The following is a 26,442-nucleotide window of genomic DNA, read 5'->3' as shown; positions in this document are numbered from 1 at the left end:
ATGAGCACGCTGCACTATGACCCGCGCGACATCCTGTTGGCGCCGGTGGTGTCCGAGAAGAGCTACGGCCTCCTCGACGCCAACAAGTACACCTTCATCGTCCGTCCGGACGCCAACAAGACCGAGATCAAGATCGCGGTCGAGAAGGTGTTCAACGTCAAGGTGACATCGGTCAACACGATCAACCGCAAGGGCAAGACGCGCCGCACGCGCGTCGGCCTCGGCAAGCGCAAGGACACCAAGCGCGCGATCGTGAGCCTGGCCGAGGGTGACCGCATCGACATCTTCGGGGGTCCGGTCTCCTGACCGGGCTGAAGTGAAGGACTGACTGACACATGGCTATCCGCAAGTACAAGCCGACTACCCCGGGCCGTCGTGGCTCCTCGGTGGCCGACTTCGTCGAGATCACCCGGACGACCCCCGAGAAGTCGCTGACCCGCCCGCTGCCCAAGACGGGTGGCCGCAACAACCAGGGCCGGATCACCACCCGGCACATCGGTGGCGGTCACAAGCGCGCGTACCGCATCATCGACTTCCGTCGCTACGACAAGGACGGCGTTCCGGCCAAGGTCGCTCACATCGAGTACGACCCCAACCGCACCGCCCGTATCGCCCTGCTGCACTACGCGGACGGCGAGAAGCGCTACATCATCGCGCCGAAGGGCATCGAGCAGGGCCAGCTGATCGAGTCGGGCGTCAACGCCGACATCAAGATCGGCAACAACCTGCCGCTGCGCAACATCCCGGTCGGTACGACGATCCACAACATCGAGCTCCGCCCCGGCGGCGGTGCCAAGATCGCCCGCTCGGCCGGTAACTCGGCTCAGCTGGTCGCCCGTGAGGGCAGCCGAGCGACGCTCCGTCTGCCCTCGGGCGAGATGCGGTTCGTCGACATCCGCTGCCGCGCCACGGTCGGCGAGGTCGGCAACGCCGAGCAGTCGAACATCAACTGGGGCAAGGCCGGCCGTATGCGCTGGAAGGGCGTCCGCCCGACCGTCCGTGGTGTCGTGATGAACCCGGTCGACCACCCGCACGGTGGTGGTGAGGGTAAGACCTCTGGTGGTCGTAACCCCGTGACCCCGTGGGGCAAGCCCGAGGGCCGCACGCGCAAGCGCAAGGCCTCCGACTCGCAGATCATCCGCCGTCGCAAGAGCGGCAAGGGTAGGAAGTAACCGACATGCCTCGCAGCCTGAAGAAGGGCCCCTTCATCGACGACCACCTTCAGAAGAAGGTGGACGCCGAGAACGAGAAGGGCACCCACAACGTCATCAAGACCTGGTCGCGCCGCTCGATGATCGTGCCGGACATGATCGGTCACACCATCGCCGTGCACGACGGTCGCAAGCACGTCCCGGTCTTCGTGACTGACTCCATGGTCGGTCACAAGCTGGGCGAGTTCGCCCCGACCCGCACGTACAAGGGTCACGTCAAGGAAGACCGGAAGGGACGTCGTCGATGACTACCACCGACCGTCAGCGCGTCAGCGCGCGCCGCGAGTCGCTGCTCGGCGACGAGCCGGGCGCCTTCGCGAGCGCCCGCTACCAGCGGATCACGCCCCTGAAGGCTCGCCGGGTCGTCGACCTGGTCCGCGGCCTGCCCGTGGACGACGCTCTGTCGCTGCTGGCCTTCGCGCCGCAGGCCGCCTCGGAGACCGTCTACAAGGTGCTGGAGAGCGCCATCGCCAACGCCGAGACCACTGAGGGTCTCGACCGCGGTGACCTGGTCGTCTCCGTCGCCCACGTCGACGAGGGCCCGACCATGAAGCGCTGGCGCCCCCGTGCCCAGGGTCGTGCGACGCGGATCAACAAGCGCACCAGCCACATCACCCTGGCCGTTCAGCCGGCTCAGATCGTGGCGGCCAAGAAGGGTGGCAAGAAGTAATGGGCCAGAAGATCAACCCGAACGGCTTCCGCCTCGGCATCTCGACGGACCACAAGTCCCGTTGGTACGCCGACAAGCTGTACAAGTCGTACGTCGGCGAGGACGTCGCCATCCGCAAGCTGCTCAGCAAGGGCATGGAGCGGGCCGGCATCTCCAAGGTCGAGATCGAGCGCACCCGTGACCGCGTCCGTGTGGACATCCACACTGCGCGTCCGGGCATCGTGATCGGTCGCCGTGGCGCCGAGGCGGACCGCATCCGCGGCGAGCTCGAGAAGCTCACCGGCAAGCAGGTCCAGCTGAACATCCTCGAGGTCAAGAACCCCGAGGTCGACGCTCAGCTGGTCGCCCAGGGTGTTGCCGAGCAGCTGTCGGGTCGCGTGCAGTTCCGCCGCGCGATGCGCAAGGCCATGCAGACCACGATGCGCTCGGGTGCCAAGGGCATCCGGATCCAGTGCTCGGGCCGCCTCAACGGCGCCGAGATGTCGCGCACCGAGTTCTACCGCGAGGGCCGCGTTCCGCTGCACACGCTGCGTGCCGACATCGACTACGGCTTCTACGAGGCCCGCACGACCTTCGGCCGCATCGGCGTGAAGGTCTGGATCTACAAGGGCGAGGTCGCCGGCACCCGTGCCGAGCGTCAGGCTCAGCAGGCTGCCCGCGCCGGCGTCCCCGGCCGCAGCGGCCGTCCGAGCCGAGGTGGCGACCGTCCGAACCGTGGCTCGCGCCCGGCTCGTGGCGAGCGCAACGCCGAGGCCCCCGCCACCGAGGCGTCGGCTCCCCAGGTCGAGGGTGCCGCCGCCGAGACGACGAGCCAGGAGGGCTGACCGTCATGCTGATGCCCCGTCGCGTCAAGCACCGCAAGCAGCACCACCCGAAGCGGACCGGTGCGGCCAAGGGTGGCACCTCGCTCGCCTTCGGTGAGTTCGGTATCCAGGCGCTCGAGGGTCACTACGTGACCAACCGACAGATCGAGTCGGCTCGTATCGCCATGACCCGTCACATCAAGCGTGGCGGCAAGGTCTGGATCAACATCTACCCGGACCGCCCGCTGACCAAGAAGCCTGCCGAGACCCGCATGGGTTCCGGTAAGGGTTCGCCGGAGTGGTGGGTCGCCAACGTCAAGCCCGGCCGTGTCATGTTCGAGCTCTCCGGTGTTCCGGAGGACGTGGCCCGCGAGGCGATGCGCCGCGCCATCCACAAGCTCCCCATGAAGTGCCGTTTCATCACGCGAGAGGCAGGTGAGTTCTGATGGCGAACGACCTGAAGGCTCACGAGCTCGATGAGCTCAACGCCGTCGACCTGGAGGCCAAGCTGCGCGAGGCCAAGGAGGAGCTTTTCAACCTCCGGTTCCAGGCCGCGACCGGCCAGCTGGAGAGCCACGGCCGTCTCCGTACGGTCAAGAAGGACATCGCCCGGATCTACACCGTCGTTCGCGAGCGCGAGCTCGGGATCCGTACGGCGCCGGGTGCAAGCAACGAGGATGGTGCCGCATGAGCGAGCAGACTGCAGAGAAGCGCAACGACCGCAAGGTTCGCGAGGGTCTGGTCGTCAGCGACAAGATGGACAAGACCGTCGTCGTTGAGGTCGAGGACCGCGTCAAGCACGCGCTCTACGGCAAGGTGCTGCGCCGCAGCTCCAAGCTGAAGGCGCACGACGAGAACAACGAGGCCGGCATCGGCGACCGCGTCCTGGTCATGGAGACCCGGCCGCTGTCGAAGTCGAAGCGCTGGCGCGTCGTCGAGATCCTCGAGAAGGCCAAGTGATCGACGCTGTACGGCGAGGCCCTCGGTGTCGCCGTACAGCGCCAAATTGACCCTGGGGGGCAGGCCCAGCGACCATTGGTGGCTGGGCCTGTCGCCCGCCACGAATCCCAATTTCTGGGGCCATATTGGTTCGGCAAGGCTCATCTGCCGCGATTGCGGATGAGAACCAGCTCGACAAGGAGAAGTAATGATCCAGCAGGAGTCGCGACTCAAGGTCGCCGACAACACGGGTGCCAAGGAAATCCTGTGCATCCGTGTGCTCGGTGGCTCTGGTCGTCGCTACGCCGGCATCGGCGACGTCATCGTCGCCACCGTGAAGGACGCGATCCCGGGTGGCAACGTCAAGAAGGGTGACGTCGTCAAGGCCGTAATCGTGCGCACCGTGAAGGAGCGCCGTCGTCCCGACGGTTCCTACATCCGCTTCGACGAGAACGCCGCCGTCATCCTCAAGAACGACGGCGAGCCGCGAGGCACCCGCATCTTCGGCCCGGTGGGCCGCGAGCTGCGCGAGAAGAAGTTCATGAAGATCATCTCGCTCGCTCCGGAGGTGCTGTGATGGGTAAGGGCCTGAACATCAAGAAGGGCGACACCGTCAAGGTCATCGCCGGCAAGGACAAGGGCGCCGAGGGCAAGGTCATCGCCGTTCTCATCGAGGACGAGCGCGTGATCGTCGAGGGCGTCAACCGCATCAAGAAGCACACCAAGGTCCAGGACCAGGGCGGTCGCGCCGGCACCACCGGCGGCATCGTGACCACCGAGGCCGCGATCCACGTGTCCAACGTGATGCTGGTCGAGGACGGCAAGCCGGTCCGCGTGGGCTTCAAGCGCGAGGCCGTGACGAAGCGCCGCCGCGACGGTTCGACGTACGCCGCCGAGCGCAGCGTCCGCGTCTCGCGCAAGTCCGGGAAGGAGATCTGAGATGACCGACACCACCATCGAGCGTCCGGCGTCGTCGGCTCCGACGACTCCGCGGTTCAAGACCAAGTACCGCGAGGAGATCGCTCCCGCCCTGCGCGAGCAGTTCGACATCGCGAACGTCATGCAGGTCCCCGGCCTGACCAAGATCGTGGTCAACATGGGTGTCGGCGAGGCTGCTCGTGACTCCAAGCTGATCGAGGGTGCGATCAAGGACCTGACCGCCATCACCGGTCAGAAGCCGCTGGTCAACCGCGCCAAGAAGTCGATCGCCCAGTTCAAGCTGCGTGAGGGCATGCCGATCGGCGCGCACGTCACGCTGCGTGGCGACCGGATGTGGGAGTTCCTGGACCGCCTGCTCTCGCTGGCCCTGCCGCGTATCCGCGACTTCCGTGGTCTCAACGGCAACCAGTTCGACGGCCGTGGCAACTACACCTTCGGTCTCACCGAGCAGGTCATGTTCCACGAGATCGACCAGGACCGGATCGACCGCACGCGAGGTATGGACATCACCCTCGTGACGACGGCCACCAACGACGACCAGGGTCGCGCGCTGCTCAAGGCGCTCGGCTTCCCGTTCAAGGAGAACTGACATGGCGAAGACCGCGCTCAAGGTCAAGGCCGCGCGCAAGCCGAAGTTCGCTGTTCGCGGCTACACCCGCTGCCAGCGCTGCGGCCGCCCGAAGGCTGTGTTCCGCAAGTTCGGCCTGTGCCGTATCTGCCTGCGTGAGATGGCCCACCGCGGCGAGCTCCCCGGCGTGACCAAGTCCTCCTGGTGACCCGGTTCACCACCTCCAACTGACGCTGAAGGTCCGCTCCGCGAAAGCGGGCGGAAACCACAACGAGAAAGGGCCAAATCGGCCATGACGATGACTGACCCGATCGCAGACATGCTTACTCGTCTGCGTAACGCCAACCAGGCGTACCACGACGCGGTGTCGATGCCTTACAGCAAGCTCAAGGCTGGCGTCGCTGAGATCCTCAAGCAGGAGGGCTACATCACGTCGTACGACGTCACGGAGCCCGCCGAGGGCGAGGTCGGCAAGACGCTGACCATCACCCTGAAGTACGGCCGCAGCCGTGAGCGTTCGATCGCCGGCGTTCGCCGCATCAGCAAGCCCGGCCTGCGTGTCTACGCCAAGCACACCGGCCTGCCGAAGGTGCTGGGCGGCCTGGGCGTCGCGATCATCTCGACGAGCCAGGGTCTGCTGACCGACCGCCAGGCAAACCAGAAGGGCGTGGGTGGGGAAGTCCTCGCCTACGTCTGGTGACCTGAGACCGAGATAGGAGAGAAGAAGCATGTCGCGCATTGGCAAGCTCCCCGTCGCGGTCCCGGCTGGCGTCGACGTCCAGATCGATGGGGCTGTCGTAACCGTCAAGGGCCCGAAGGGCACCCTGACCCACACGGTCGCCGAGCCGATCACCATCGAGAAGGGTGAGGGCGTCCTGGACGTCCAGCGCCCCGACGACGAGCGCAAGAGCAAGGCCCTCCACGGCCTGACCCGCACGCTCGTCAACAACATGGTCGTCGGTGTGACCGAGGGCTACGAGAAGAAGCTCGAGATCGTGGGCGTGGGTTACCGCGTCCTGTCGAAGGGCCCGACCGAGCTGGAGTTCCAGCTTGGCTACTCGCACCCGATCCACTTCAAGGCGCCCGAGGGCATCAGCTTCACGGTCGAGAGCGCCACCAAGTTCGGTGTCTCCGGCATCGACAAGCAGCAGGTCGGCGAGGTCGCCGCGAACATTCGCAAGCTGCGCAAGCCCGAGCCCTACAAGGGCAAGGGTGTTCGTTACGCCGGCGAGAACGTCCGCCGCAAGGTCGGAAAGGCTGGTAAGTGATGGCCATCTCGCTGTCGAACAACAAGCACACCGCCGCCAAGGTCAAGGCGCGCCTCAAGCGCCAGGTCCGTGGTCGCAAGAAGGTCGCCGGTACTGCGGAGCGTCCGCGCCTCGTGGTCACGAAGTCTGCCAAGCACCTCAGCGTGCAGCTGGTCGACGACCAGGTGGGCAAGACCATCGCGTACGCCTCCACCATGGAGGCGGACCTGCGGGCGACCGCGGGCGACAAGACCGCCAAGGCCAAGCAGATCGGCGAGCTGGTCGCGTCGCGTGCCAAGGCCGCAGGTGTCGAGACTGTCGTCTTCGACCGTGCCGGCAACAAGTACACCGGTCGCATCGCGGCGCTCGCTGACGCGGCGCGCGAGGCCGGCCTGTCCTTCTGATCGCAAGACAGAGAGAGTAGAGGAAAGTCTCATGAGCGGAGCCCAGCGCGGACAGCGTGGTGGCGAGCGCCGTGGTCGCGACGATCGTCGCAACCAGGGTGCTGAGAAGACCGCCTACATCGAGCGCGTCGTTGCGATCAACCGTGTCGCCAAGGTCGTGAAGGGTGGTCGTCGCTTCAGCTTCACCGCCCTCGTGATCGTCGGTGACGGTGAAGGTCTGGTCGGCGTCGGCTACGGCAAGGCGAAGGAAGTTCCCGCGGCGATCGCCAAGGGTGTCGAGGAAGCGAAGAAGCACTTCTTCCGCGTTCCCCGCATCCAGGGCACGATCCCGCACCCGGTGCAGGGCGAGAAGGCCGCTGGTGTGGTCCTGCTTCGTCCGGCCGCCCCCGGTACCGGCGTGATCGCCGGTGGCCCGGTGCGCGCCGTGCTCGAGTGCGCGGGTATCCACGACGTGCTGAGCAAGTCGCTCGGCTCGTCCAACCAGATCAACATCGTGCACGCGACCGTGGCTGCGCTCCAGCAGCTTGAGCAGCCTGAGGCTGTTGCGGCTCGTCGTGGCCTCCCGGTCGAGGAGGTTGCCCCGGCCGCGCTGCTCAAGGCGCGCGCCGAGGTCGCTCCCGGTGCTGCGGAGGTGTCGGCCTGATGGCTCAGCTCAAGGTCACCCAGCACAGGGGCCTCGTGGGCCTGAAGAAGAACCAGCGCGAGACCCTGCGTACGCTCGGTCTCAAGCGGATCAACGACGTGGTCGTCAAGGAGGACCGCCCCGAGATCCGCGGCATGGTCAACACCGTCCGTCACCTCGTGACGGTCGAGGAGGTCGACTGACATGACGCTCAAGCTGCACCACCTGCGTCCCGCCCAGGGTGCCAAGACCGCCAAGACCCGCGTGGGTCGTGGTGAGGCCTCCAAAGGTAAGACCGCGGGCCGCGGTACCAAGGGTACGAAGGCTCGTTACCAGGTTCCGGTCGCCTTTGAGGGCGGCCAGATGCCGATCCACATGCGACTCCCCAAGCTGAAGGGGTTCAAGAACCCCTTCAAGGTGGAGTTCCAGGTGGTCAACCTCGACAAGATCAGCGAGCTGTTCCCCGAGGGTGGCGCTGTCACCCCCGAGAACCTCGTCACCAAGGGCGCCGTCCGCAAGGGCGAGCCGGTGAAGGTCCTCGGCCAGGGGGACCTGACCGTCAAGGTCGAGGTCAGCGCCGATGCGTTCTCGAGCTCCGCCAAGGAGAAGATCGAGGCCGCAGGCGGAACCATCACGGTTCTCTGAGAGGTATAGATCCAACGCGAGCGCGGCCGGGGCTGTCGTAAGACTGCCCCTGCCGCGCTTGCGTCGTCGTAGGGCCTGTTAGGCTGCCCGGGGTTTCTCGCCGGTACGCCCTGCAGAGGCCTCCTTGCTGGTTGTCGAAAGAGGAACTCTCGTGCTTGGCGCGTTCGCAAACGCATTCCGTACCCCGGACCTGCGTCGCAAGCTGTTGTTCGTCCTGCTGATCATCGTGATCTTCCGGGCCGGCTCGCAGATCCCTGCCCCTGGCGTCAACGTTGCGAACGTTCGCGAGTGCATCGACCTGACCAAGTCAGGCTCCGGAGCGGGTCTCTACAACCTCGTCAACCTCTTCTCCGGCGGAGCGCTGCTGAAGCTGACGATCTTCGCGCTCGGCATCATGCCCTACATCACCGCGAGCATCATCCTGCAGTTGCTCGTCGTCGTGATCCCTCGCCTGGAGGCCCTCAAGAACGAGGGTCAGGCGGGGCAGACGAAGATCACGCAGTACACGCGTTACCTCACGCTGGGCCTGGCGGTGCTGCAGGCGACGGGCATCGTCGCCCTCGCGCGCTCCGGCAGCCTGCTCCAGGGCTGCGACACCGACACGCACCCGCTGCTGCACTCCAACGACACCAAGACCTTCCTCGTCATGGTGGTCACCATGACGGCGGGCACCGCGGTGATCATGTGGCTGGGCGAGCTCGTCACCGAGCGCGGCATCGGCAACGGCATGTCGATCCTCATCTTCACCCAGGTCGTCGCGACCTTCCCGGCCACCATGTGGGCGGTCAAGCAGGACCACGGCTGGGGCACCTTCAGCATCGTGATGGTGATCGGTCTGGCGCTCGTGGCTGCGGTCATCTTCATCGAGCAGGCGCAGCGACGGATCCCGGTGCAGTACGCCCGGCGGATGGTCGGGCGTCGCATGTTCGGCGGATCCTCGACCTACATCCCGCTCAAGGTGAACCAGGCCGGCGTCATCCCCGTCATCTTCGCCAGCTCGTTGCTCTACCTGCCGGCGATGGCCGCCCAGTTCCAGGCGAACTCGAGCAACCCGCCGGCCTGGGTGGATTGGGTCAACAACTACCTGGTGCGCGGCGATCACCCGCTCTACATGGCGATCTTCTTCCTCCTCATCGTCTTCTTCACCTACTTCTACGTGTCGATCACCTTCAACCCCGTCGAGGTGGCCGACAACATGAAGAAGTACGGCGGCTTCATCCCCGGGATCCGGGCGGGCAAGCCGACCGAGGACTACCTGTCCTACGTTCTGTCCCGCATCACGCTGCCGGGCTCTCTGTACCTTGGTCTGATCGCGCTCATCCCGCTGATCGCACTCGCGCTGATCAACGCCAACAACAACTTCCCCTTCGGTGGCACCTCGATCCTGATCATGGTCGGTGTCGCTCTTGACACGGTGAAGCAGATCGAGAGCCAGCTCCAGCAGCGCAACTACGAAGGATTCCTCCGCTGATGAGGTTGCTGATCATGGGCCCGCCAGGTGCGGGCAAGGGCACACAGGCCAAGTTCATCGCCGATCACTTCGGCATCCCGGCGATCTCGACCGGCGACATCTTCCGGGCGAACGTCTCCCAGGGGACGCCTTTGGGTGTCGAGGCGAAGCGATACATGGACGCCGGCGAGTACGTGCCCGACGAGGTCACCAACCGGATGGTGCGCAACCGCATCGACGAGCCCGACGCGGCGCACGGCTTCCTGCTCGACGGCTATCCGCGCACCCTCGCGCAGGTGGAGGAGCTCGACGGGATGATCAAGTTCACCGGTCACGAGCTCGACGGCGTCGTGGTGCTGACGGTCGACTCCGAGGAGATCGTCCAGCGGCTGCTGCAGCGCGCGCAGACCGAGGGGCGTGCCGATGACACCGAGGATGTCATCCGCCGCCGTCAGGAGGTCTACGTCGAGCAGACGCAGCCGCTGATCGAGGTCTACAAGGAGCGCGGCGTGGTGCACGAGATCGACGGCCTCGGCGAGGTCGACGACGTCACCAAGCGCATCTTCGACGCTCTCGAAGTCGTCCGGGAGTCCTGAGTCTGATGGGCTTGCTCGACCGGGGCGTCGAGATCAAGGCGCCGGAGCAGATCGATGCCATGCGACGCGCGGGCCTTGTCGTCGGCGAGACGCTCGAGATCCTGCGCGGCGCCGTACGGGCGGGCATCTCGACCAGAGAGCTGGACGCCATCGCCGAGGACTCGATCCGCGGCAGGGGTGCGACCCCGTCGTTCCTGGGCTACGAGGGTTTCACCGGCTCGATCTGTGCCTCGGTCAACGACGAGGTCGTGCACGGCATCCCCGGCGATCGCGTGCTTGCGGCGGGAGACGTCATCTCGATCGACTGCGGCGCGATCGTGGACGGCTGGCACGGCGATGCCGCCATCAGCGTGGCCGTCGGTGAGGTCCCCGCCGAGGTGACCACCTTGATGGAGGTCACCGAGGGAGCGATGTGGCGCGGTATCGCTGCTGCACGCCTCGGTGGCCGCGTCACCGACATCTCACACGCCGTCGAGGGCTTCGTGAAGCGCAGCGGTCGCTACGGCATCGTCGAGGACTATGTCGGACACGGGATCGGATCGGCGATGCACCAGCCGCCGAACGTGCCCAACTTCGGCCGCGCCGGCAAGGGTCCGAAGATCGTGGAGGGCCTCGCCCTCGCGATCGAGCCGATGATCACCCTCGGCACCAAGGAGACGGTGGTCCTCGACGATGACTGGACGGTCATCACGACGGACGGCTCCTACGCCGCCCACTTCGAGCACACCATGACCGTCACCAGCTCCGGCGTGTGGGTGCTGACCGCCATCGACGGCGGCGAGGAGATGCTCGCCAAGCTGGGCGTCCCCTTCGGCGGTCGCTGAGCCCTCACCCGGCACACACGGGTGAGGACGGCGCCGACTGCGCCGACGTCGCGCCGACACCTCGCAACAACGTCACCTCCAGGCAACGCTTGCCGTGATGAGGAAGCGTCAGGCTGGTCGCCTCGGTCCGCTGCTGGCGACCGGTCACGCTCTCCTGCCACAGGAACGTGTCGCCGTCCTGCGCCCCGCCGGGCACCACCCAGTCGAACCGCACCTTCGAGCCGTCGACGGCGCTCGTCACCGACGGGGTCGGCGGCTTGACCGTCTCGGTGACGGCAGTCGAGTCGGACGGCGTCACCGGCGGTACGCCGCCCTGGTCGTCCTTCCCCCCGCCCCGGACGAAGAGTCCGACGAGTACGGCGGCCGCGACCGCCACGGCGGCGGCGGTCCACATCCAGCCGCGACCCCGCGCCGGGGCATCGGCGGCGGCCGGCTCCGACGCGACGCCGGGCGCCGCCGCACCGGGGCGCGAGCTCGACTGCGAGCCCGCGAGGCTGACCGGCTTGACCCGGGTGGCGTCGTCGGAGGGTGTCGCGGCGTACGTCTGCGAGGACTCGACGGCGACCGCCGTCCGGGCGAAGCCCAGCTCGGCCTCGATCCGTTGCAGCGAGCGCGCGACCTCCAGTGCCGACTGCGGGCGGTGGGAGGGGTCCTTGGCCAGGCACTGCTGCAGCAGCCGGTCCAGCGCAGGCGGTACGTCGGGACGCTGGGTGGCCGGCGGCGGTGCGTGCAGGATCCGTGCCACGAGCGCCCGATCGGAGTTGTCGCCGTGCGGCGCCGCGAAGGGGGACCGCCCGACCAGCAGGTTCCAGATGGTGGCGCCGAGGGAGTAGACGTCGGAGGCGACCGAGCCGTGCGAGCGACCGTCGATCATCTCCGGCGGCGCCCAGGGGTAGGACATCCGCACCTCGCCCTCCGCCTCGACCTCGTGCACCAGGCCGGCGATGCCGAAGTCGGTCAGCGCCGGCTCGGAGTAGGCGGTGACCAGCACGTTGGAGGGTTTGATGTCGCGGTGCAGGATGCCGGAGCGGTGTGCGGTCTCCACCGCGCTGGCCAGCTTCACGCCGGTCGACAGCGTCTCGGCGACGCTCAACGGCGTGACCCGCACCCGCGCACCGAGGTCGGGTGGCGGGCAGTAGCGCATCACGAGGTAGGGACGGGCGTCGGTGGTCCGTCCGGCGGTCAGCACCGAGACGATGTAGGGGTGGTCGGCCAGCCGCGCCATCGCGTCGGCCTCGCTGCGGAACAGCTCCTTCTCCCGCTCCGAGAGCACCAGGTCGGCGCGGACGACCTTGACCGCGACCCGCTGCCGCGGCCACTCCTGCTCGTAGAGCAGGACGTCGGCGAATCCGCCCGTGCCGAGGTGCTGCACGAACGTGAATCCGGGGATCTGGGGCTGGGACACCGAGTGCCTTTCGTGGGTCTGCTTCAGGTGGTCGCGGCCCGGAAGGCCACGGTGAAGTCTCCTGACAGCATCAGGGACTGCCCGGGTTCGAGGACGTGGGGGTCGTGCGGGCGCAGTCGGATCGGCGGACGGCCGGGCGCGTGCAGCGCCGTACCGCCGCTCGAGCCGAGGTCGCGGGCCAGCACGTGCCAGCCGTCGAGCTCGACAGCGACGTGGTTGCGCGACAGGTGCGTCAGGTCGGCGGGCAGCTCGACCAGGTGCGGCCACGGGTCGCCGTCGGGCAGCGGCAGCGGCCGGCGGCCGAGGACGGCGGGTCTGTCGAGCAGCACCCGCTGCCCCTCGGGGAGGTGCAGTGCGCCGAGGGGTGGTCGCGGCACCCGCAGGGGCTGCTGCGCAGGCACCGGCTCTCCGCAGCAGCGACAGTACGGCGCGTCAGGCGGCGAGAAGTGCCCCGCCGGACACCACACCGCAGGCACCGTCGCGCCGGTCGGCTGGCGCAGCACCCCGCCGGCGTGCGTGGTGCCGGCGCGGACCTGGGTGCGCTCCGTGGGCCGACCGTGGTCCGCCGGCGGCGCGTCGAGCGCAGGTTCGAGCGCCGGCTCGAGGTGCTGCTCTGCCGGCTCGCGCCGAAGCTCTGGGGGAGGGGCCGACTGGCCACGGAGGTGCGCCGGCACCTCGGTGATCAACCCGTCATCGTCCTCCACAGCCCCATCATCTCCGGATCCGGCGTGCTGAACCTCCGGTTCTCGTCAGGAGAGGTCCCTGGATGCGGCATGCTGCGGTGTCATGGTCTCGTTGCGGCAGCCGGCTCCCGAGCGCCTCGAACCCGTCGAGGACTCGCCGATGCTCGACCTGCGCGCCCGCCTGGACCTGGCGGGGAGCCGACGCTCGGGTGGGGAGTGGACGCACAGCCTCGCCTTCGCCGACTGCCTGGCGACGATGGCGGAGGAGCACCGACGTGCCGAGGGGCTGCCGGACATCGGTGCCGAGCCGTTGGAGCGCATCGCCGACGTCTTCGGCCTGACCGCCGCCGAGACGGCACTGCTCTGGGCCGTCGCGGCTCCCGACCTGGACGCCAACTCGGGGATCGCCTACGGCCTGCTGCGCGGCCTGCCGACGAGCGGCCGGGCCACCGTCGCGCTCGCGCTGGAGCTCGCCGGCATCCCGACAGCGAGCGGCGACGCGTTCGCCCTGCTCGGCTCCGGCTCGCGGCTGCAGCGCCACCGTCTGGTCGAGGTGGTGGATGCCTCGGTGCCGTGGCTGGTCGGTGAGCTGCGCTGTCCTGAGCCGGTGCTCGCGACGCTGGCCGGTGGGCTGCCCACCGACCCGGACGTCGATCGTCTGCACGTCGAGCTGGCCCCCGTCGCCGGCGAGGCCACCGCGCTGGTCGCCGATGCTCTCTCGGTCGGCGTCCCGCTGGTGTGGGTGCGCTCGGCGACGGCGCACAGCGGATCCGCCGTGGCAGCCGGTGCGTTCGCCTGGCTGCGGCTGCACTGGATGGCGGTGGACCTGCACCGGCACGACCCTTCCCAGCGACTCTCCGAGGTGCTCACCGCAGCCGCCCGCAACGCAGGGTTGCGGGGGTGGGGGCTGGTCGTGCTCGGCGGCGAGGCGGCGGCCGACGGCGCGGAGCGTGGTGTCTACGACGTCCTGAGCGCGGCCGCGACGCCGGTCGTGGTGGTCAGCAGCAAGGCGTGGAACGCCGGGTGGGGCGCTCAGATGCCGCTCCTGGTCGAGGCCGAGCCCTTCACCCCCGAGGACCGGGTCGAGCTGTGGACACGCGAGCTGGGCGACGACGTCGAGGACCAGGTGGGTCTGCGTGAGCAGCTCCTCGGCCTGCGGCTGCCCGGCGAGAGCATCGTCGAGGCGGCCCGCTACGCGCGCGACGTCGCCGCGGCGCGACGTACCGAGCTGGGGCCGGCGGAGATCCGCGAGGCCGCCCGTCGCGTGGGAGGCGCGGGTGGCGGCGACAGGTTCTCCGGGCTCGCCACGGGTCGCGGGCCGACCTTCGCGGACCTGATGCTGCCCGAGGGCACCACCGAGGACCTGCACAACATCGTCAGCTGGGCCCGGCACCGCGACAGCCTCGGCGCCACCGGCATCCTGCGTGGCCGGGGCCGCGGGATCTCCGCGCTCTTCACCGGCAACCCCGGCACCGGGAAGACGCTGGCCGCGCACGTGATCGCGGAGGAGCTCGCCATCGAGCTCTACCAGGTGGATCTGTCCAGCATCGTGGACAAGTACATCGGCGAGACCGAGAAGAACCTCGAACGGGTCTTCCAGGCCGCCGAGGCGCTCGACGTGGTGCTCTTCTTCGACGAGGCCGACTCGCTGTTCGGCAAGCGCTCGGACGTCAGCGACGCCCGGGACCGCTACGCGAACCAGGAGGTCGCCTACCTGCTGCAGCGGATGGAGAACTTCGACGGCATCACCGTCTTGTCGACCAACCTGCGCGGCAACCTGGACAAGGCCTTCAGCCGCCGGATGAGCTTCATCGTCAACTTCCCCGATCCCGACGCCGCCACCCGGGCGCGGCTGTGGGAGCACCACCTGGCGCAGCTGCCGGAGCTCGACGCCGACGACCCGGTCGACGTGGCCTACCTCGCCGAGACGGCGGAGGTCGCGGGCGGCGACATCCGCAACATCGTGTTGGCCGCTGCCTATCACGCCGCTGCCGGCGCCGTACCGGGGAGTCATGGGGTCGTGGGCCAACGGCACCTCGCGCATGCCGCCGTCCGGGAGTACCGCAAGCTCGGCCGGATGGTGCCCGACCACCTGTTCCATCGCAGCTGAGGGCTTCTGGCCGAGCGTCCTGGGCGATTCCGGTCCGCGAAGGCCGCAACCCCGCCATAATGAGGCCGGTCCGGCCTCGCGCCGGCCAGCAGGCGCGCGGTGCCGCACGGCCGTGCCCCACGGAAGGCTGAGGGAACGATGAGCGAGCTGGCGGTGCAGGAGCAGCAGCACGCCGTCTCCGAGCCTGCCCCCGCCCGGCCGGGCGCCGAGAGCGTCATCGGCGAGCGCGAGGCCGAGCCGGCCAACCCCATCGGCGGACTGAGCCGCCCGGTGGACGCCCTCGATCCGATGGGCGGCGCCGCGGCACCGTCCTCGGTGGGCGCGGTGCTGCGCGGGACCGGCTCCCCGCTACCGGCGGGGCTGCGACGCACCATGGAGACGTCGCTCGGCAGCGACTTCTCGGGGGTGCGCCTCCACACCGGCTCCGCCGCCGAGCGATCGGCGGCGGACGTCTCCGCCCAGGCGTACACATCAGGCAACAACATCGTTCTCGGGAACGGCACCGACCTCGCCAGCGAGTCCGGCATGCACACCATCGCGCACGAGCTGACCCACGTGGTCCAGCAGCGCCAAGGTCGTGACCGAGGCACCGGCGGCACGGTCGGCAAGGCGAACGATCCACTCGAGCACGAGGCCGAGGCGGCCGCACACGACGTGATGGGCGCCCTTCGGCGCCAGGCGAAGAAGTGCGGCTGCGGGCAGGAGCACTGATGACCACCACCCCGACCCCAATTGCGAAGAAGACACCGCCGCCCATCCCGCCGCGCCCGCAGCCGCGGCCCGGCGCGCCGACATCCACGCCGACGGTGACCCCGCCGGTGATGGGTGCCTCCCGACCGCCGGCGCCGGCGCCGACACCGACTCCGACCGTGACCACGCCGCCGGCGCCGAAGCGCTGGCGCACCGAGAACATCGGCCTCCAGTCCATCCGCAGCGGCGCCCCGGAGGAGTCGGGCGGTCCGAAGACGCCTATCGAGGAGCTCACCGAGAAGCACGGTGCGCCCGAGACGAAGTACGGGCGGCACTCCTCGAGCGAGACCACGGCGGAGAGAACCTACAACGCCAACGGCATCGTCAACGGTGTCGACAAGACCACCACCAAGGAGGCCTCGACCGGCGTCCTTGCCGAGACCGAGCACGAGAGCATGGTCGTCGGCTCGGGCGGAGGCGTGACCACCTCGCGCACGGAGACCGAGACGCTGGTCGGCGCCCAGACCAAGCTGGAGGCCCTCGCACGCGTCTCCGACGAGGAGCTCAAGGTCGCCGTCGAGATGCTGGCGCGCGCGGGTGCCTTCGGCAAGGGATCGGCCGAGGGCAGTGCCCGCTACGGCCGGGCCCAGGTGCGTGGCAAGGTCGAGGGCGAGGGCGGCGCCGGCGTACAGGCGGAGCTCAAGGCCGAGGCGAGCATCGACCGCAGCAAGCGAATCCCGCAGCTCGCCGCCGCCGTCGAGGCCGGCATCAAGGCCGGCATCTGGGGCAGCGGGTCGGCGCAGGCCGTCGCCAAGCTCGGCCCGCTCGCCTTCATGGTCGCCGCCAAGATCGAGGCGTGGGCCGGCGCGCAGGCCGACTTCAAGGCCGAGGTCTTCGCCAATGCCGCCAAGGGGATCGGTGCCTCGATCGAGGCCAAGGCGCAGGCCGGCGCCGGGGTGGAGGGCTCGGCGTCAGGTTCCATCGACCTCGGCCCGCTGGGCTTCGACGTCAGCGCCGAGGCGGCTGCCTTCGCCGGAGTCCAGGGCAAGTTCGAGGGCGGCTTCCGCGTCTCGCTCACCGGTGTCCAGGCCAAGTTCGAGGCGTCCGCCTTCGCCGGTGCGAAGGCGTCGGTCGGCGGCACGGCCGGAATCCGGATCCGCGGCCGCAAGCTGGTCAGCGTCAAGGGCGAGATCGAGGTCTACGCGGGTGTCGGCGGCAAGGCCAAGGGCAGCTTCGGCATCGGCGGTGACTGGTCGAAGGCCGGCAAGGGGAGCGGCACCTACAACGAGTCCGAGCTGAAGTCGTCGGCGTACGGCGCGAAGGACGACGACGTCAAGGCGCCCTTCGAGATCGACAAGGACGGCACGCTGAAGTTCGGCGGCGCGCTCGGCGCCGCGCTGGGCATCGGCGCCGCGGTCGAGCTCGAGGCGGAGGTCGACCTCTCCGGCATCGGCGAGGTCATCGTCCTGGGCATCACCGAGCTGGGGCGCACCGACGACCAGAAGTCGTTGGACCGGATGGGTCCCGACTTCAAGCGCGAGGACCTGCCGGCCGACCACCCGATGGCGAAGCGGATGTTCGCCAAGGGGTACGAGGGGGTCTACGCCAGCTTCCAGGCCTACGCCCAGAGCAAGGCGATGAACGGCAACAACGGGGTCAAGCGCGACAAGGTGCAGACGATCCTCGACGAGATCAACCCCCTCATGCGGCCCTACTTCACCTTCAAGGAGACCGACAAGGGCATGACCCAGGCCGCGAAGGACGCCTTCCGCGGCCAGGCCAAGGACGTCGAGATCGAGGCCGGTCAGATCAAGACGTGGGTCGACGAGTCCGATACCGACGTCAAGGACTTCAAGGGCCGGATGAAGCAGGAGGAGGGCTGGCGCAAGAGCCGAGACAAGCTCCGCAACTCCTTCGCCGAGTACGCCTCCAAGAAGGAGTCCGAGGGCAACAACGGCGTCAAGCGCGACAAGGTGCAGGCGATCATCGACAAGCACTGGACCGAGATCTCCACCACCTTCGGGGCGGACGCCCAGGAGTTGGTCAAGTACGCCGCCGAGCTCGCGCGGATGGACAAGTACTTCGAGGCCGGCACCTTCGCCGTGGACGCCCAGGGCAAGCTGCTGACGGCCGCGAAGATCGACACGACCGGCTCGAAGAACATCAAGGACGAGTACAAGACCAGCCAGGCGATGCGCTCGATGCTCGGCCAGCTCAACGACCTCGAGTCGGACCTGAAGTCCTATGTCAGCCAGGGGATGGCGAAGAAGAAGGACTTCAACAAGCCCGGCGTGGTGAAGATCGTCGACAAGCACGCCGCGAAGCTCAAGGTCGACACGCCCGGCCTCAACGAGATCGTCGCCCACACCATCAAGTCGGCCCTCGGTGACGCTGCCGCCACGGTGACGACCAAGGACTGCCGCATCGAGACTCTGATGCTGGTCAGCTCCAACATCACCCGGATGCAGGGCGACGCGCAGACCGAGGCGGTCAAGAAGAAGGTCATCTCCTCGGTCGCCGCCTACCTGGAGAAGAAGACCGGCCAGGGCGACAACGGCGTCAAGAAGGACGGCATCAACAAGCGCCTCAAGGAGCACACGGCGCCGATCTCGGCCGCATTGGCAGCGGGCGCCCGCGATGCGGAGATCAAGGCATGGGTCGAGGAGGCGCTCACTCCCGTGCAGGGAGTCGTCACCGTCACGAACGGACAGCTGACGGCCGAGCCCACCGTGCCTGGCATGGCAGAGGCGAAGAAGAAGCGCACGGAGAACGGCAAGGGCATGCTTCAGGGCGGCTCCGAGCTCGACAACGTCCGGCGCAGCATGGTGATGGACAAGCTCCGTGACCCCTTGACGAAGGCGCAGCAGAGCCACATGCGCACGGTGCTGGCCAACCCGAGTGCCAAGCTGAACCAGGAGATGCTCCAGGCCATCATCGACAAGACGATGAAGTCGGTCGCCAAGGACGTGCGCGGTGCGGTCGGCGACCAGGCCGTGCTGCAGGCGATCACGGAGCGGTTCCCGATGGTCGACGCCGCCAGGACGACGGTCGTCGACCTGAAGCTGACGTTGGTGGAGCAGGCCGGCTGGGGTCAGACACTGGCCAATGACCGGAAGAACGGCACCGGAAAGGGCGCCGCCATCAGCGCGATCACCCAGGAGATCCGCAACGCGGGGATCAAGTTCCGCCGCCCCGACACGCTGCAGCGCGTCGTGGACAAGCACGCGATGCGCTTCAAGACCGAGGAACGCGATGAAGCCATCAAGCAGGCGATCGAGGCCGGCTTCGACGCCGGTGCCATCGAGACCCTCGTCGTCACCGACGGCAAGGTCAAGAAGTTCAAGTTGAAGGGCAAATGAGCACCCTCACCCACTTCTACAGCTACGCCACCGGCGTCTCGCTGGAGCTGCCCGTCGGCTTCCAGTGCGTCGAGGAGGGCGAGTCCGTGGCGAGCTACGCAGCGCTGGACGACGCCGATGCCGTCGGCCCCGACACCCCGGCCCTCCAGGTCCGAGTGGTCGCCGCCGTACCTGACGACGATCCGGAGGGGTCCGCGGCGCTGGCGCGGCTGGCCGACCAGCTCGCCGCCTCGGGTTCGCTGCTCGGCCGCGTCGACCGGATCGTGGACGAGTGCCCGGTGACCACGGTCGAGGTGGAGCGCGACGGGACCTACCTGCACCTGAGCGCGGCGGCAGCGGACGGACGGCTGATCTCCATCGCCGGCCGGAGCACCGCACGCGACGACTTCGCAATCTGGGACGCCGCCCTCGAGTCGATGAGGTTCATCACGCTGTGAGCACCGAGACCACCCCGACCTGGGCGAACGTCACCCTCAGCGACCTGCTGGTCTCCCTGCAGGTGCCGCACGAGTGGGAGGCGACCCCCGCCGAGTACGCCGTCACGCTGCACGGGCCGGCCGATGCCGACTACACCCCGACCGTCACGCTGCAGGAGGGCGAGCCGGAGGAGCCGGGGCACGACTGGTGGGACGACTTCACCGAGCAGATCGTCGGGCACCTCATCGACAGCTCGCCGGAGTTCGAGTTCGTCGGGCAGCGCGAGTTCCTGCTCTCCTCGCTCGGCGCCGAAGTGTACGTCGTGACAGCGCGGTGGCACTCGCCCGATCCGAGCGTGCCGGAGACGTTCCAGCTGCAGGCGTGGATATGGGCGGGCAGCACCCGCATGTACCAGTTCAGCGCGTCGACGTCGGCGGCTCATCAGGAACGCGACCTGCCGATCTTCGACCACATGCTCGGCTCGATCCGGCTGCTGCCGGCGCGACCGTGATGATCTGACCCCGCATCCGAGCGGCTTTCCGGCGGCTCGGCCCGGCGCGCTGGGGTGTGACGGCCCCGTCATGACCACTGATGGCCCAGATCTCCTCGGCCGCGCAGGTTTCGACCGTCGGCGTTGCGGTAAAAGCCCTGCGTGGGACTCAGGGGCGGGCGCGGTCGATGGTGGATCGCGCCCTACCTCGCGCTCGTCCTGGTCGTCGCCGGGGTGGTCGTCTTCGCGATGCAGGCCCAGGGTTACCAGACCCACAAGGCCGAGCTGAACGACGGTGGGATCTGGGTGACCGACTCCAGCCTCGGCTACTACGGCCGGCTCAACAAGCCGATCGGGCAGCTGGACGGCGCGCTGTTCGCCCGGACCGACGCCACCCTCGACATCGCCCAGGAGGGTGCCGCAGTGGTCGGCGTCGACGCCGCGGGCGGCAGCGTCTCGGCCATCGATCCGTCGTCGGTCGCGGTGCCGGGCGGCTCGACCGCCCAGATCCCGGTCGGCAGCCAGGTCGAGCTGTACGGCGGAACGCTCGCCGTGCTCGACCCCCACACCGGCAAGGTGTGGGCGATGCCGGTGGACGACGAGACCGGCGACCCGCTCGTCAGCGCCATCGACTCCGGTGGCAAGCCCATCGCCACCGTCGGCGCTGATGCGGCGATGACCCTGACCGCGAGTGGCCGGGTGGTGCTGGCCGCAGCCGGCTCGGACAGGTTGACGACCCTGACCCCTGGTGTCGGCAGGTTCACCCGCTCCAGCGTGACGTTGGCCCACCGGCCGGGCGAGGGGCTGAGCCTCACGGCGGTGGGCGACCGGGTGGTGCTGCTCGACCCGGCGACCTCGGCCGTGACGGTGCTGGCCGGCGGGCGGGTCGGGGCCCACGCCCAGGTCGGCGCCGACGCGCTGCTGCAGCAGCCGGGCCCGCAGGCCGACTCGGTGCTGGTCGCCGACGGCAGCAGGCTGCTGTCGATCGGTCTCGACGACGGCACCACCACAGCGCTCGCCCAGGACCTCGGCGGGGCCCCGGCCCGACCGGCGCGTCTGGGCGCATGCCAGTACGGCGCCTGGGGCGGCGCCGCGGGCCTGGTCGTCACCCGGTGCGGCAGCGGCGCCGCGCAGGTCGGCCAGCTGGGCGCCGACACGACCAGCAGCCTGGTCTTCCGGATCAACCGCGGGATGATCGTGCTCAACGACGCCGGCTCCGGCGCGGTCTGGAACATCGACGACAAGCAGCCGACGAGGCTCGACGACTGGCAGTCGTTCCAGAAGAAGATCGTGCAGCACAAGAAGGACGACCAGCAGCAGAACTCCTCCGCCGCCGACCGCAGCCCGCCGAAGGCGCGGCCCGACCAGTTCGGCGCGCGGCCGGGCCGGACCACCGTGCTGCATCCGCTCGACAACGACGCCACCTCGGCCGGGCGGCTGCTGGCCATCTCGGCGGTGCAGGACGTCCGCCCCGCCGGGGCCGCGGTCTCGGTGAGCCCCGACGGACAGACGGTCGAGATCACCATGCCGGCCGCTGCCGCGGCCACCACGACCTTCGAGTACTACATCAACGACGGCCGTCAGGGCGTCTCGGCGCACGCCACTGTCACGGTCGCGGCCCGCACGGCGGCCGAGAACCAGCCTCCGGCACTCCGCAAGGGCTACCAGGCCCCGCACTGGGACGTGCCCGCCGACGGCGTGATCAGCCTTCCGGTGCTACCGGACTGGCGTGACGACGCCGACGGCGATCCGTTGAGCCTCGCCTCGGCGAGGGTGGTCTCGGGCCCGCAGGGCGCGACCGCTCGGGTGACAGCGGCCGGCCAGGTGCGCTTCACCGCGCCGGCAGAAGGCGGCGACGCCACCGTCGAGTACGGCGTCAGCGACGGCATCGCGGCGCCTGTCACCGAGCAGGTGAAGGTGCACGTCCAGGCACGCACCGACCATCAGGCGCACGCCGCCACCGCGCAGCCGGACGTCGTGGTCGGACAGGCGGGCAAGCCGATCGCCATCCACCCGCTCGAGAACGATCTGCCCGGGTCCGACCCGATCAGCCCCGACGCCAGTCTAAAGCTGGCCGGCAAGGTGACCTCGACCGGCGGCGGCCAGGTCGACACCGACGTCGCCAACGGCACCGTGACCTTCCGCTCCGAGGAGCCCAGGACCTACTTCCTCGACTACGACGCGGCCTTCGGCAACGCGCCCTTCTCGCGCGGGCGGGTCCGAGTCGACGTGCGTGCCGCCGACCATCCGCCCAAGGCTCCGGTGGCGATGCCGGACAGTCTGACGCTCTACGGGCAGTCGGCCGGGATGGTCGACGTACTGGCCAACGACGTGGATCCCGCTGGACAGGTGCTGGTGGTGCAGACCGCTGCCGCCACCTCCACCGGCCAGCTCGACGTGGCGGTGGTGGCCGGACGCTGGGTGCGGATCGCTGCCACCCGGCCCGACATCAATCCCAACCCGCAGGTCGTGCACTACACGATCAGCGACGGCGACCGCTCCGGCATCCAGGGCGACATCGTGGTCAGTCAGCGGCCCGAGCCCCAGGACGACACCCCCGTCACCCAGGGCGACGAGGTCACCGTGCGGGCCGGCAGCGGCACGCAGGTGGGGGTGCTCGACAACGACTACAGCCCCGACGGTGAGCAGCTTCACCTGGTCACCGACCCGGCCGCGGGCACCGCTGGGGCCGGGCAGCTCGGCGTCGACGTCCCGGGGGAGCGGAGCGCACTCGGACAGGCCTTCGTGAGTGGGAAGACGGTGCGCTTCAACGCACCGGCGAGCATCACCGACACGGTGACCGAGACGGTCACCTATGTGGCCGCCAACGAGCGCGGCGACACCGCACCCGGCACGCTCCGCGTCACCATCGTGCCTGCCGATCATCCCAACCAGCCGCCGGAGCCGACGGTGCTCGAGGGCCGCGTCGTCGCGGGCGACCAGGTCCGGCTGCAGCTACCCGGCTCCGGTGTCGATCCGGACGGCGACCCGGTCACCCTGACCGGGATCTCCTCTCCGCCGAGTCTGGGGCGGGTGCTGAGGGCCGGCGCGGACTCATTGGTCTACCAGGCGTTCCCCGACAGCGCTGGCACCGACGACTTCACCTACACGGTCGCCGACCCCAACGGAGGTACGGCGACGGGCACGGTGCGCGTCGGCGTCGTCCCACCGGCCCTGCCTCCGGCGCCGGTGGCGGTCGACGACACCGCGACGGTGGCACCGAGCAGAACGATGACCGTCGACGTGCTGGCCAACGACCAGGTCGCGGCAACCGACCGCGTCACCGTGGCGCCGGTCCGCCCCGCACCCAGGGGTGTCTCCGTCGACGCGGACACCGGCGAGATGCGGATCAAGGCACCGGCCAAGGCCGACGGCCGCGAGGTGCAGGTCAACTACACGATCAGTGACGGGGTCCGCAGTTCGCAGGCGACCGTCACGCTGCGCACCCAGACCGGCTACGACAACCCGCCGGTGGTCGAGGACGCCTACGGCACTGATGCGGCAGGAGGTGCGAGCGCAGCCCGGGTCAGCGTGAACGTGCTCCGGGGCGCCTACGACCCCGACGGCGCCTCCTCGGCGCTGAAGGTCACCAGTGTGGCGGCGCCGTCGGGCATCACGGCGCAGGTGCGGGGCGGCACCGTCACCATCGAGCGCGGCGCCCGTCCGATGGTGGTGCCCTTCGTGGTCACCGACGCCGACGGCGGAAGCGCCACCGCCCGGCTCTACGTGCCGGCCAAGGGCGACGCGACGCCCTACGTCGCCACCGATGCGCTGATCACGGTGCCACCCGGTCAGGACGTGCAGGCGAACCTGGCGGACTACGTGGTCAACCCGTCCCGGGGGCCGGTGGCCTTCACCCTCAAGGACCGGATCTGGGCGGCGCCCGCGGCCAGCGTCAGCGCCACCGTCACCGGCAAGGGCACCTTCACCGTCCATGCCGCCCAGGACTACGCCGGCCCCGGCGCGGTCAGCTTCGAGGTCACCACCGGCCGCGTGACAGCGATCCTGACCGTCCCCGTCCAGGTGGGCGAGACCAAGCCGGTGCTGCGCTGCCCGAATGCCGCGCTGCCGGTGGCGCAGGGTCAGCGGATCGTGCTCGACGTGGCGAGCATCTGCCACGTCTGGACCGCCGAGGCCGGCCAGTCGCTGACCTACGCAGCCGACTGGAAGACCTCGTCGGCCGGCCTCTCCATCGTCCAGGGGCAAGGGGCCCAGGTCAGCGTTGCGGCTGCGGCCGACGCGGCACCCGGGACCCGCGCCACCCTGCAGCTGCGTGCCAACGGCAGCGACCCTGCCTACCTGCCGATCACGGTCGTCGCGGTGCCACCGCCCACCCTGGCCCCGATCACCATCTCCGACCTCAAGGCCGGCCAGAGTCGCACGATCGACCTTGCGCCGTACCTGCACGCGGGCGTGCCGGTGCCCCAACCGCAGGTGGTGTCGGTGAGCCAGACCAGCGCGCTCGACGTGCACGCCACCGCGCACGGCGCGGCGCTGACGTTGAGCGCCGGACCGAAGGCCTTCGGCAAGGCGTCCTTCCGCCTGGTCATGTCCGATGTCGCCGGCAACCCGCCGCCCAATCGGACCGTGGAGGGGACGCTGACCCTCTCGCTGCAGGCCACCCCTGACCGGCCGGCCGCCCCCCATCCGGGCGCGGTCGACGACGGCCAGGTCGAGCTGTCGTGGGCCGCACCCGCGGCCAACGGCTCCCCGATCACCACCTACGAGGTGCGCGCCGACCACGGTGGTGCGGGCGTGACCTGCCCGACCACCCGCTGCGCGGTCGGCGGCCTGAAGAACGGCGTCGACTACCGCTTCCAGGTGCGCGCGATCAACGCTGTCGGGTCGTCCGACTGGAGTCCGACCTCGGCGACGGCGATGCCTGACGCCGTGCCGTTCCCGGTCACCGGCATCAACCAGACCGCCGTCGCGGACGGATCGATCACGCTGCACTGGACGGCACCGGCCAACAGGACCTCGAAGGTGACCTACACGGTGACCTATCCGGGTGGTGCGCCGATCTCCACCCCGCGGCCGGAGGCGACGGTGTCGGGATTGAGCAACGACAACACCTACGTCTTCACCATCGTCGCGGCCAACGCCAAGGGCCAGACCAGCGAGCCCGCCCAGTCGGCGCCGTACCAGTCCGTCGGCTCGCCGGGGACGCCTGCGGCCCCCACCATCGCCACCACGCCCTCCGCCGAGGACACCGCAGTGGTCACCGTCAGCTGGGGCGCGGTCGACCCCAACGGCCCGGGCCCGGTCCGCTACCGGGTCATCGCGGTGCCCTATGCCGACGGCGGCGCCTGCACCCAGGACCCCGACGGCATCACCGGCACCTCGTGCACCTTCTCCGACATCGCCTACGACGGCACCCCCTACGAGTTCCAGGTCGAGGCCCTCAGCCCCGGTATCGGCAGCGGTGTCACCGGCGGCCAGCCGCGCCGCTCGACCGGGCCCAAGCGGAGCTGGAAGGCGGTCGGCCTGCCGGCGCCGTGGGGCGGCTGGTCGCTCGACGCCACCGGCAACGACGAGGAGGCGTCGGTGCACGGGTTCAACGTCCCGAACGCGCACGGCGGAACCTCGACGTTCAAGGTGGTGCGCGGCAACGACGTCGTCTACTCCTCCACCAACCCGCCTTCGAACCTCACCGTGAACACGCCCGACAACGACCGGGCCTACTCGTTCCATCTCGAGGTGTGCAACGAGAACGACGAGTGCAGCAGCTCCTCCACGAAGACCGTGACGACGTACGGCCCGCTCGGGGACAACGACATCGTCGGCATCGACCCGGTCATGAGCGGGTACGACGTGGGCTGGCGGGTCACCGTGGACAGCAACGGCAGGTCGGGCGTGTCGGTGGTGCTGAGGGACGGCGACAACAATCAGCTCGGCAGCTGGACCACCACCGATGCCGATGTGCAGTCCTTCGAAGTCGATCCGTCCTACGTCGGCTACAACGCGTCCCAGACCGTGACGGTCAAGATCAGCGACATCGGGCGGCGCAACGGCCAGAAGTCGGCGACGAGCGGCAAGACGCCCGACCTCAAGATCAGCGTGGGGCGGGGCGCGAAGTGTGGCGGCGACACCGCGAACGCGTGCTCCGACACGCCCGGCTGCACCGGTCCGAGCTGCGGCTACATCCACATCACCACCCAGGGGTACGGCGACAGCACCGGCTCGGTGCGATGGAGCTGCCTCAGCTCCGAGCTGGGCCGGTTCGGGCCGATGACCGGTGATGTGGACGAGGACCTGACCCGCTCGTACGGCGAGGCCGGCGGGAGCTATCACGGCTCCTGTACCGACAGCCGCGGCGCCACCACCGACTTCTCCGGCACCTGGCCAACGAACTGACCCCGTACAGGAGCAC

29 protein-coding genes are annotated in these 26,442 nt (G+C 69.2%); 27 read left to right on the top strand and 2 right to left on the bottom strand.

Translation table 11 applies throughout. The features are described from left to right. From rplW to map, 21 genes are all read left to right on the top strand, one after another. Entirely contained in the window at window positions 1–306 is a 306-nt protein-coding gene (gene rplW / locus H036_RS0100765; protein WP_017932855.1) for a 50S ribosomal protein L23, read from the top strand. Between the two features lie 29 nt (window positions 307–335). Further along, entirely contained in the window at window positions 336–1,172 is an 837-nt protein-coding gene (gene rplB, locus H036_RS0100760) for a 50S ribosomal protein L2 (protein WP_017932854.1), read from the top strand. Between the two features lie 5 nt (window positions 1,173–1,177). Continuing rightward, window positions 1,178–1,459, top strand: coding sequence for a 30S ribosomal protein S19 (gene rpsS / locus H036_RS0100755; protein WP_017932853.1), 282 nt, complete (start codon window positions 1,178–1,180; stop codon window positions 1,457–1,459). Next, window positions 1,456–1,881: a 50S ribosomal protein L22 gene (gene rplV, locus H036_RS21400; RefSeq protein WP_017932852.1), complete on the top strand. Its 426-nt coding sequence runs from the start codon at window positions 1,456–1,458 to the stop codon at window positions 1,879–1,881. The genes rpsS and rplV overlap by 4 nt, the downstream gene beginning before the upstream one ends. After that, entirely contained in the window at window positions 1,881–2,705 is an 825-nt protein-coding gene (rpsC, locus tag H036_RS0100745; RefSeq protein ID WP_017932851.1) for a 30S ribosomal protein S3, read from the top strand. The genes rplV and rpsC overlap by 1 nt, the downstream gene beginning before the upstream one ends. A 5-nt stretch (window positions 2,706–2,710) precedes the next feature. Then, on the top strand, window positions 2,711–3,130 hold the full coding sequence (gene rplP, locus H036_RS0100740) for a 50S ribosomal protein L16 (protein ID WP_017932850.1): 420 nt from the start codon (window positions 2,711–2,713) through the stop codon (window positions 3,128–3,130). Next, entirely contained in the window at window positions 3,130–3,375 is a 246-nt protein-coding gene (rpmC, locus tag H036_RS0100735) for a 50S ribosomal protein L29 (RefSeq protein WP_017932849.1), read from the top strand. Before rplP ends, rpmC begins: the two co-directional genes overlap by 1 nt. Continuing rightward, window positions 3,372–3,644, top strand: a complete 273-nt coding sequence (rpsQ, locus tag H036_RS0100730) for a 30S ribosomal protein S17 (protein WP_017932848.1) — start codon at window positions 3,372–3,374, stop codon at window positions 3,642–3,644. Before rpmC ends, rpsQ begins: the two co-directional genes overlap by 4 nt. A gap of 187 nt (window positions 3,645–3,831) precedes the next feature. Continuing rightward, complete coding sequence (rplN, locus tag H036_RS0100725; RefSeq protein ID WP_017932847.1) at window positions 3,832–4,200, top strand: 50S ribosomal protein L14; 369 nt, start codon at window positions 3,832–3,834, stop codon at window positions 4,198–4,200. After that, a complete protein-coding gene (rplX, locus tag H036_RS0100720) occupies window positions 4,200–4,562 on the top strand; it encodes a 50S ribosomal protein L24 (protein WP_017932846.1) in 363 nt (120 codons plus the stop codon). Before rplN ends, rplX begins: the two co-directional genes overlap by 1 nt. 1 nt (window position 4,563) lies before the next feature. After that, window positions 4,564–5,151, top strand: coding sequence for a 50S ribosomal protein L5 (rplE, locus tag H036_RS0100715; RefSeq protein ID WP_017932845.1), 588 nt, complete (start codon window positions 4,564–4,566; stop codon window positions 5,149–5,151). A gap of 1 nt (window position 5,152) precedes the next feature. After that, window positions 5,153–5,338 (top strand): type Z 30S ribosomal protein S14, encoded by a 186-nt coding sequence (locus tag H036_RS0100710; protein ID WP_017932844.1) that lies wholly within the window; start codon window positions 5,153–5,155, stop codon window positions 5,336–5,338. 84 nt (window positions 5,339–5,422) lie between these two features. Then, window positions 5,423–5,830, top strand: a complete 408-nt coding sequence (rpsH, locus tag H036_RS0100705) for a 30S ribosomal protein S8 (protein WP_017932843.1) — start codon at window positions 5,423–5,425, stop codon at window positions 5,828–5,830. A gap of 28 nt (window positions 5,831–5,858) precedes the next feature. Beyond that, window positions 5,859–6,398: a 50S ribosomal protein L6 gene (rplF, locus tag H036_RS0100700; protein ID WP_017932842.1), complete on the top strand. Its 540-nt coding sequence runs from the start codon at window positions 5,859–5,861 to the stop codon at window positions 6,396–6,398. Then, complete coding sequence (gene rplR, locus H036_RS0100695) at window positions 6,398–6,781, top strand: 50S ribosomal protein L18 (protein WP_017932841.1); 384 nt, start codon at window positions 6,398–6,400, stop codon at window positions 6,779–6,781. The genes rplF and rplR overlap by 1 nt, the downstream gene beginning before the upstream one ends. Before the next feature lie 31 nt (window positions 6,782–6,812). Beyond that, on the top strand, window positions 6,813–7,424 hold the full coding sequence (gene rpsE, locus H036_RS0100690; RefSeq protein ID WP_017932840.1) for a 30S ribosomal protein S5: 612 nt from the start codon (window positions 6,813–6,815) through the stop codon (window positions 7,422–7,424). Continuing rightward, window positions 7,424–7,606 (top strand): 50S ribosomal protein L30, encoded by a 183-nt coding sequence (gene rpmD, locus H036_RS0100685; protein WP_017932839.1) that lies wholly within the window; start codon window positions 7,424–7,426, stop codon window positions 7,604–7,606. Before rpsE ends, rpmD begins: the two co-directional genes overlap by 1 nt. A 1-nt stretch (window position 7,607) precedes the next feature. Next, entirely contained in the window at window positions 7,608–8,048 is a 441-nt protein-coding gene (gene rplO, locus H036_RS0100680) for a 50S ribosomal protein L15 (protein ID WP_017932838.1), read from the top strand. A 151-nt stretch (window positions 8,049–8,199) separates the two neighbouring features. Beyond that, complete coding sequence (gene secY, locus H036_RS0100675; RefSeq protein WP_017932837.1) at window positions 8,200–9,519, top strand: preprotein translocase subunit SecY; 1,320 nt, start codon at window positions 8,200–8,202, stop codon at window positions 9,517–9,519. Continuing rightward, window positions 9,519–10,094: an adenylate kinase gene (locus H036_RS0100670; RefSeq protein ID WP_017932836.1), complete on the top strand. Its 576-nt coding sequence runs from the start codon at window positions 9,519–9,521 to the stop codon at window positions 10,092–10,094. Before secY ends, H036_RS0100670 begins: the two co-directional genes overlap by 1 nt. Window positions 10,095–10,105: 11 nt before the next feature. Next, window positions 10,106–10,918 carry a type I methionyl aminopeptidase gene (gene map, locus H036_RS0100665; RefSeq protein ID WP_442852435.1) on the top strand — a complete coding sequence of 271 codons (813 nt, stop codon included), beginning with the start codon at window positions 10,106–10,108 and terminating at the stop codon, window positions 10,916–10,918. 4 nt (window positions 10,919–10,922) lie between these two features. Here the strand turns inward: map and H036_RS21395 are convergent, their stop codons facing one another. Together H036_RS21395 and H036_RS25620 are read right to left on the bottom strand one after the other, a co-directional pair. Next, a complete protein-coding gene (locus H036_RS21395) occupies window positions 10,923–12,323 on the bottom strand; it encodes a serine/threonine-protein kinase (RefSeq protein ID WP_017932834.1) in 1,401 nt (466 codons plus the stop codon). Between the two features lie 23 nt (window positions 12,324–12,346). Then, entirely contained in the window at window positions 12,347–13,027 is a 681-nt protein-coding gene (locus H036_RS25620; protein ID WP_017932833.1) for an FHA domain-containing protein, read from the bottom strand. 82 nt (window positions 13,028–13,109) lie between these two features. Between H036_RS25620 and H036_RS21390 the strand changes: the two genes are divergently transcribed. From H036_RS21390 to H036_RS21375, 6 genes are all read left to right on the top strand, one after another. Further along, a complete protein-coding gene (locus H036_RS21390) occupies window positions 13,110–15,116 on the top strand; it encodes an ATP-binding protein (RefSeq protein ID WP_017932832.1) in 2,007 nt (668 codons plus the stop codon). Window positions 15,117–15,254: 138 nt separating this feature from the next. Beyond that, complete coding sequence (locus tag H036_RS24100) at window positions 15,255–15,827, top strand: eCIS core domain-containing protein (RefSeq protein WP_051068569.1); 573 nt, start codon at window positions 15,255–15,257, stop codon at window positions 15,825–15,827. Continuing rightward, the gene (locus H036_RS21380) at window positions 15,827–19,165 is read left to right on the top strand and encodes a hypothetical protein (protein WP_157416916.1); all 3,339 of its coding nucleotides are present in this window, start codon (window positions 15,827–15,829) and stop codon (window positions 19,163–19,165) included. The genes H036_RS24100 and H036_RS21380 overlap by 1 nt, the downstream gene beginning before the upstream one ends. Beyond that, window positions 19,162–19,602, top strand: coding sequence for a hypothetical protein (locus H036_RS0100640; protein WP_017932831.1), 441 nt, complete (start codon window positions 19,162–19,164; stop codon window positions 19,600–19,602). The genes H036_RS21380 and H036_RS0100640 overlap by 4 nt, the downstream gene beginning before the upstream one ends. Further along, on the top strand, window positions 19,599–20,093 hold the full coding sequence (locus tag H036_RS0100635) for a hypothetical protein (RefSeq protein WP_017932830.1): 495 nt from the start codon (window positions 19,599–19,601) through the stop codon (window positions 20,091–20,093). Before H036_RS0100640 ends, H036_RS0100635 begins: the two co-directional genes overlap by 4 nt. Window positions 20,094–20,234: 141 nt before the next feature. Further along, a complete protein-coding gene (locus H036_RS21375) occupies window positions 20,235–26,426 on the top strand; it encodes an Ig-like domain-containing protein (protein ID WP_051068568.1) in 6,192 nt (2,063 codons plus the stop codon). Window positions 26,427–26,442: the final 16 nt, after the last annotated feature.

It is taken from the genome of Nocardioides sp. Iso805N (assembly GCF_000364605.1).
In the GTDB taxonomy this organism is placed as follows: Bacteria; Actinomycetota; Actinomycetes; order Propionibacteriales; family Nocardioidaceae; genus Nocardioides.
Note: the sequence above shows the minus strand (reverse complement) of the source record. Positions and strands in the feature narration are given on the sequence as shown.

Coding starts and splice junctions, on each gene's coding strand:
- H036_RS0100710 (WP_017932844.1), top strand. CDS start 5,153: ATGGCGAAGACCGCGCTCAAGGTCAAGGCCGCGCGCAAGCCGAAGTTC.
- H036_RS0100670 (WP_017932836.1), top strand. CDS start 9,519: ATGAGGTTGCTGATCATGGGCCCGCCAGGTGCGGGCAAGGGCACACAG.
- rplO (WP_017932838.1), top strand. CDS start 7,608: ATGACGCTCAAGCTGCACCACCTGCGTCCCGCCCAGGGTGCCAAGACC.
- rplE (WP_017932845.1), top strand. CDS start 4,564: ATGACCGACACCACCATCGAGCGTCCGGCGTCGTCGGCTCCGACGACT.
- H036_RS0100640 (WP_017932831.1), top strand. CDS start 19,162: ATGAGCACCCTCACCCACTTCTACAGCTACGCCACCGGCGTCTCGCTG.
- rpmC (WP_017932849.1), top strand. CDS start 3,130: ATGGCGAACGACCTGAAGGCTCACGAGCTCGATGAGCTCAACGCCGTC.
- H036_RS21390 (WP_017932832.1), top strand. CDS start 13,110: ATGGTCTCGTTGCGGCAGCCGGCTCCCGAGCGCCTCGAACCCGTCGAG.
- H036_RS24100 (WP_051068569.1), top strand. CDS start 15,255: ATGAGCGAGCTGGCGGTGCAGGAGCAGCAGCACGCCGTCTCCGAGCCT.
- rpsC (WP_017932851.1), top strand. CDS start 1,881: ATGGGCCAGAAGATCAACCCGAACGGCTTCCGCCTCGGCATCTCGACG.
- rpsS (WP_017932853.1), top strand. CDS start 1,178: ATGCCTCGCAGCCTGAAGAAGGGCCCCTTCATCGACGACCACCTTCAG.
- rplW (WP_017932855.1), top strand. CDS start 1: ATGAGCACGCTGCACTATGACCCGCGCGACATCCTGTTGGCGCCGGTG.
- rpsH (WP_017932843.1), top strand. CDS start 5,423: ATGACGATGACTGACCCGATCGCAGACATGCTTACTCGTCTGCGTAAC.
- rplN (WP_017932847.1), top strand. CDS start 3,832: ATGATCCAGCAGGAGTCGCGACTCAAGGTCGCCGACAACACGGGTGCC.
- rpmD (WP_017932839.1), top strand. CDS start 7,424: ATGGCTCAGCTCAAGGTCACCCAGCACAGGGGCCTCGTGGGCCTGAAG.
- rpsQ (WP_017932848.1), top strand. CDS start 3,372: ATGAGCGAGCAGACTGCAGAGAAGCGCAACGACCGCAAGGTTCGCGAG.
- rplR (WP_017932841.1), top strand. CDS start 6,398: ATGGCCATCTCGCTGTCGAACAACAAGCACACCGCCGCCAAGGTCAAG.
- rplF (WP_017932842.1), top strand. CDS start 5,859: ATGTCGCGCATTGGCAAGCTCCCCGTCGCGGTCCCGGCTGGCGTCGAC.
- rplV (WP_017932852.1), top strand. CDS start 1,456: ATGACTACCACCGACCGTCAGCGCGTCAGCGCGCGCCGCGAGTCGCTG.
- rplP (WP_017932850.1), top strand. CDS start 2,711: ATGCTGATGCCCCGTCGCGTCAAGCACCGCAAGCAGCACCACCCGAAG.
- rplB (WP_017932854.1), top strand. CDS start 336: ATGGCTATCCGCAAGTACAAGCCGACTACCCCGGGCCGTCGTGGCTCC.
- rplX (WP_017932846.1), top strand. CDS start 4,200: ATGGGTAAGGGCCTGAACATCAAGAAGGGCGACACCGTCAAGGTCATC.
- H036_RS21380 (WP_157416916.1), top strand. CDS start 15,827: ATGACCACCACCCCGACCCCAATTGCGAAGAAGACACCGCCGCCCATC.
- rpsE (WP_017932840.1), top strand. CDS start 6,813: ATGAGCGGAGCCCAGCGCGGACAGCGTGGTGGCGAGCGCCGTGGTCGC.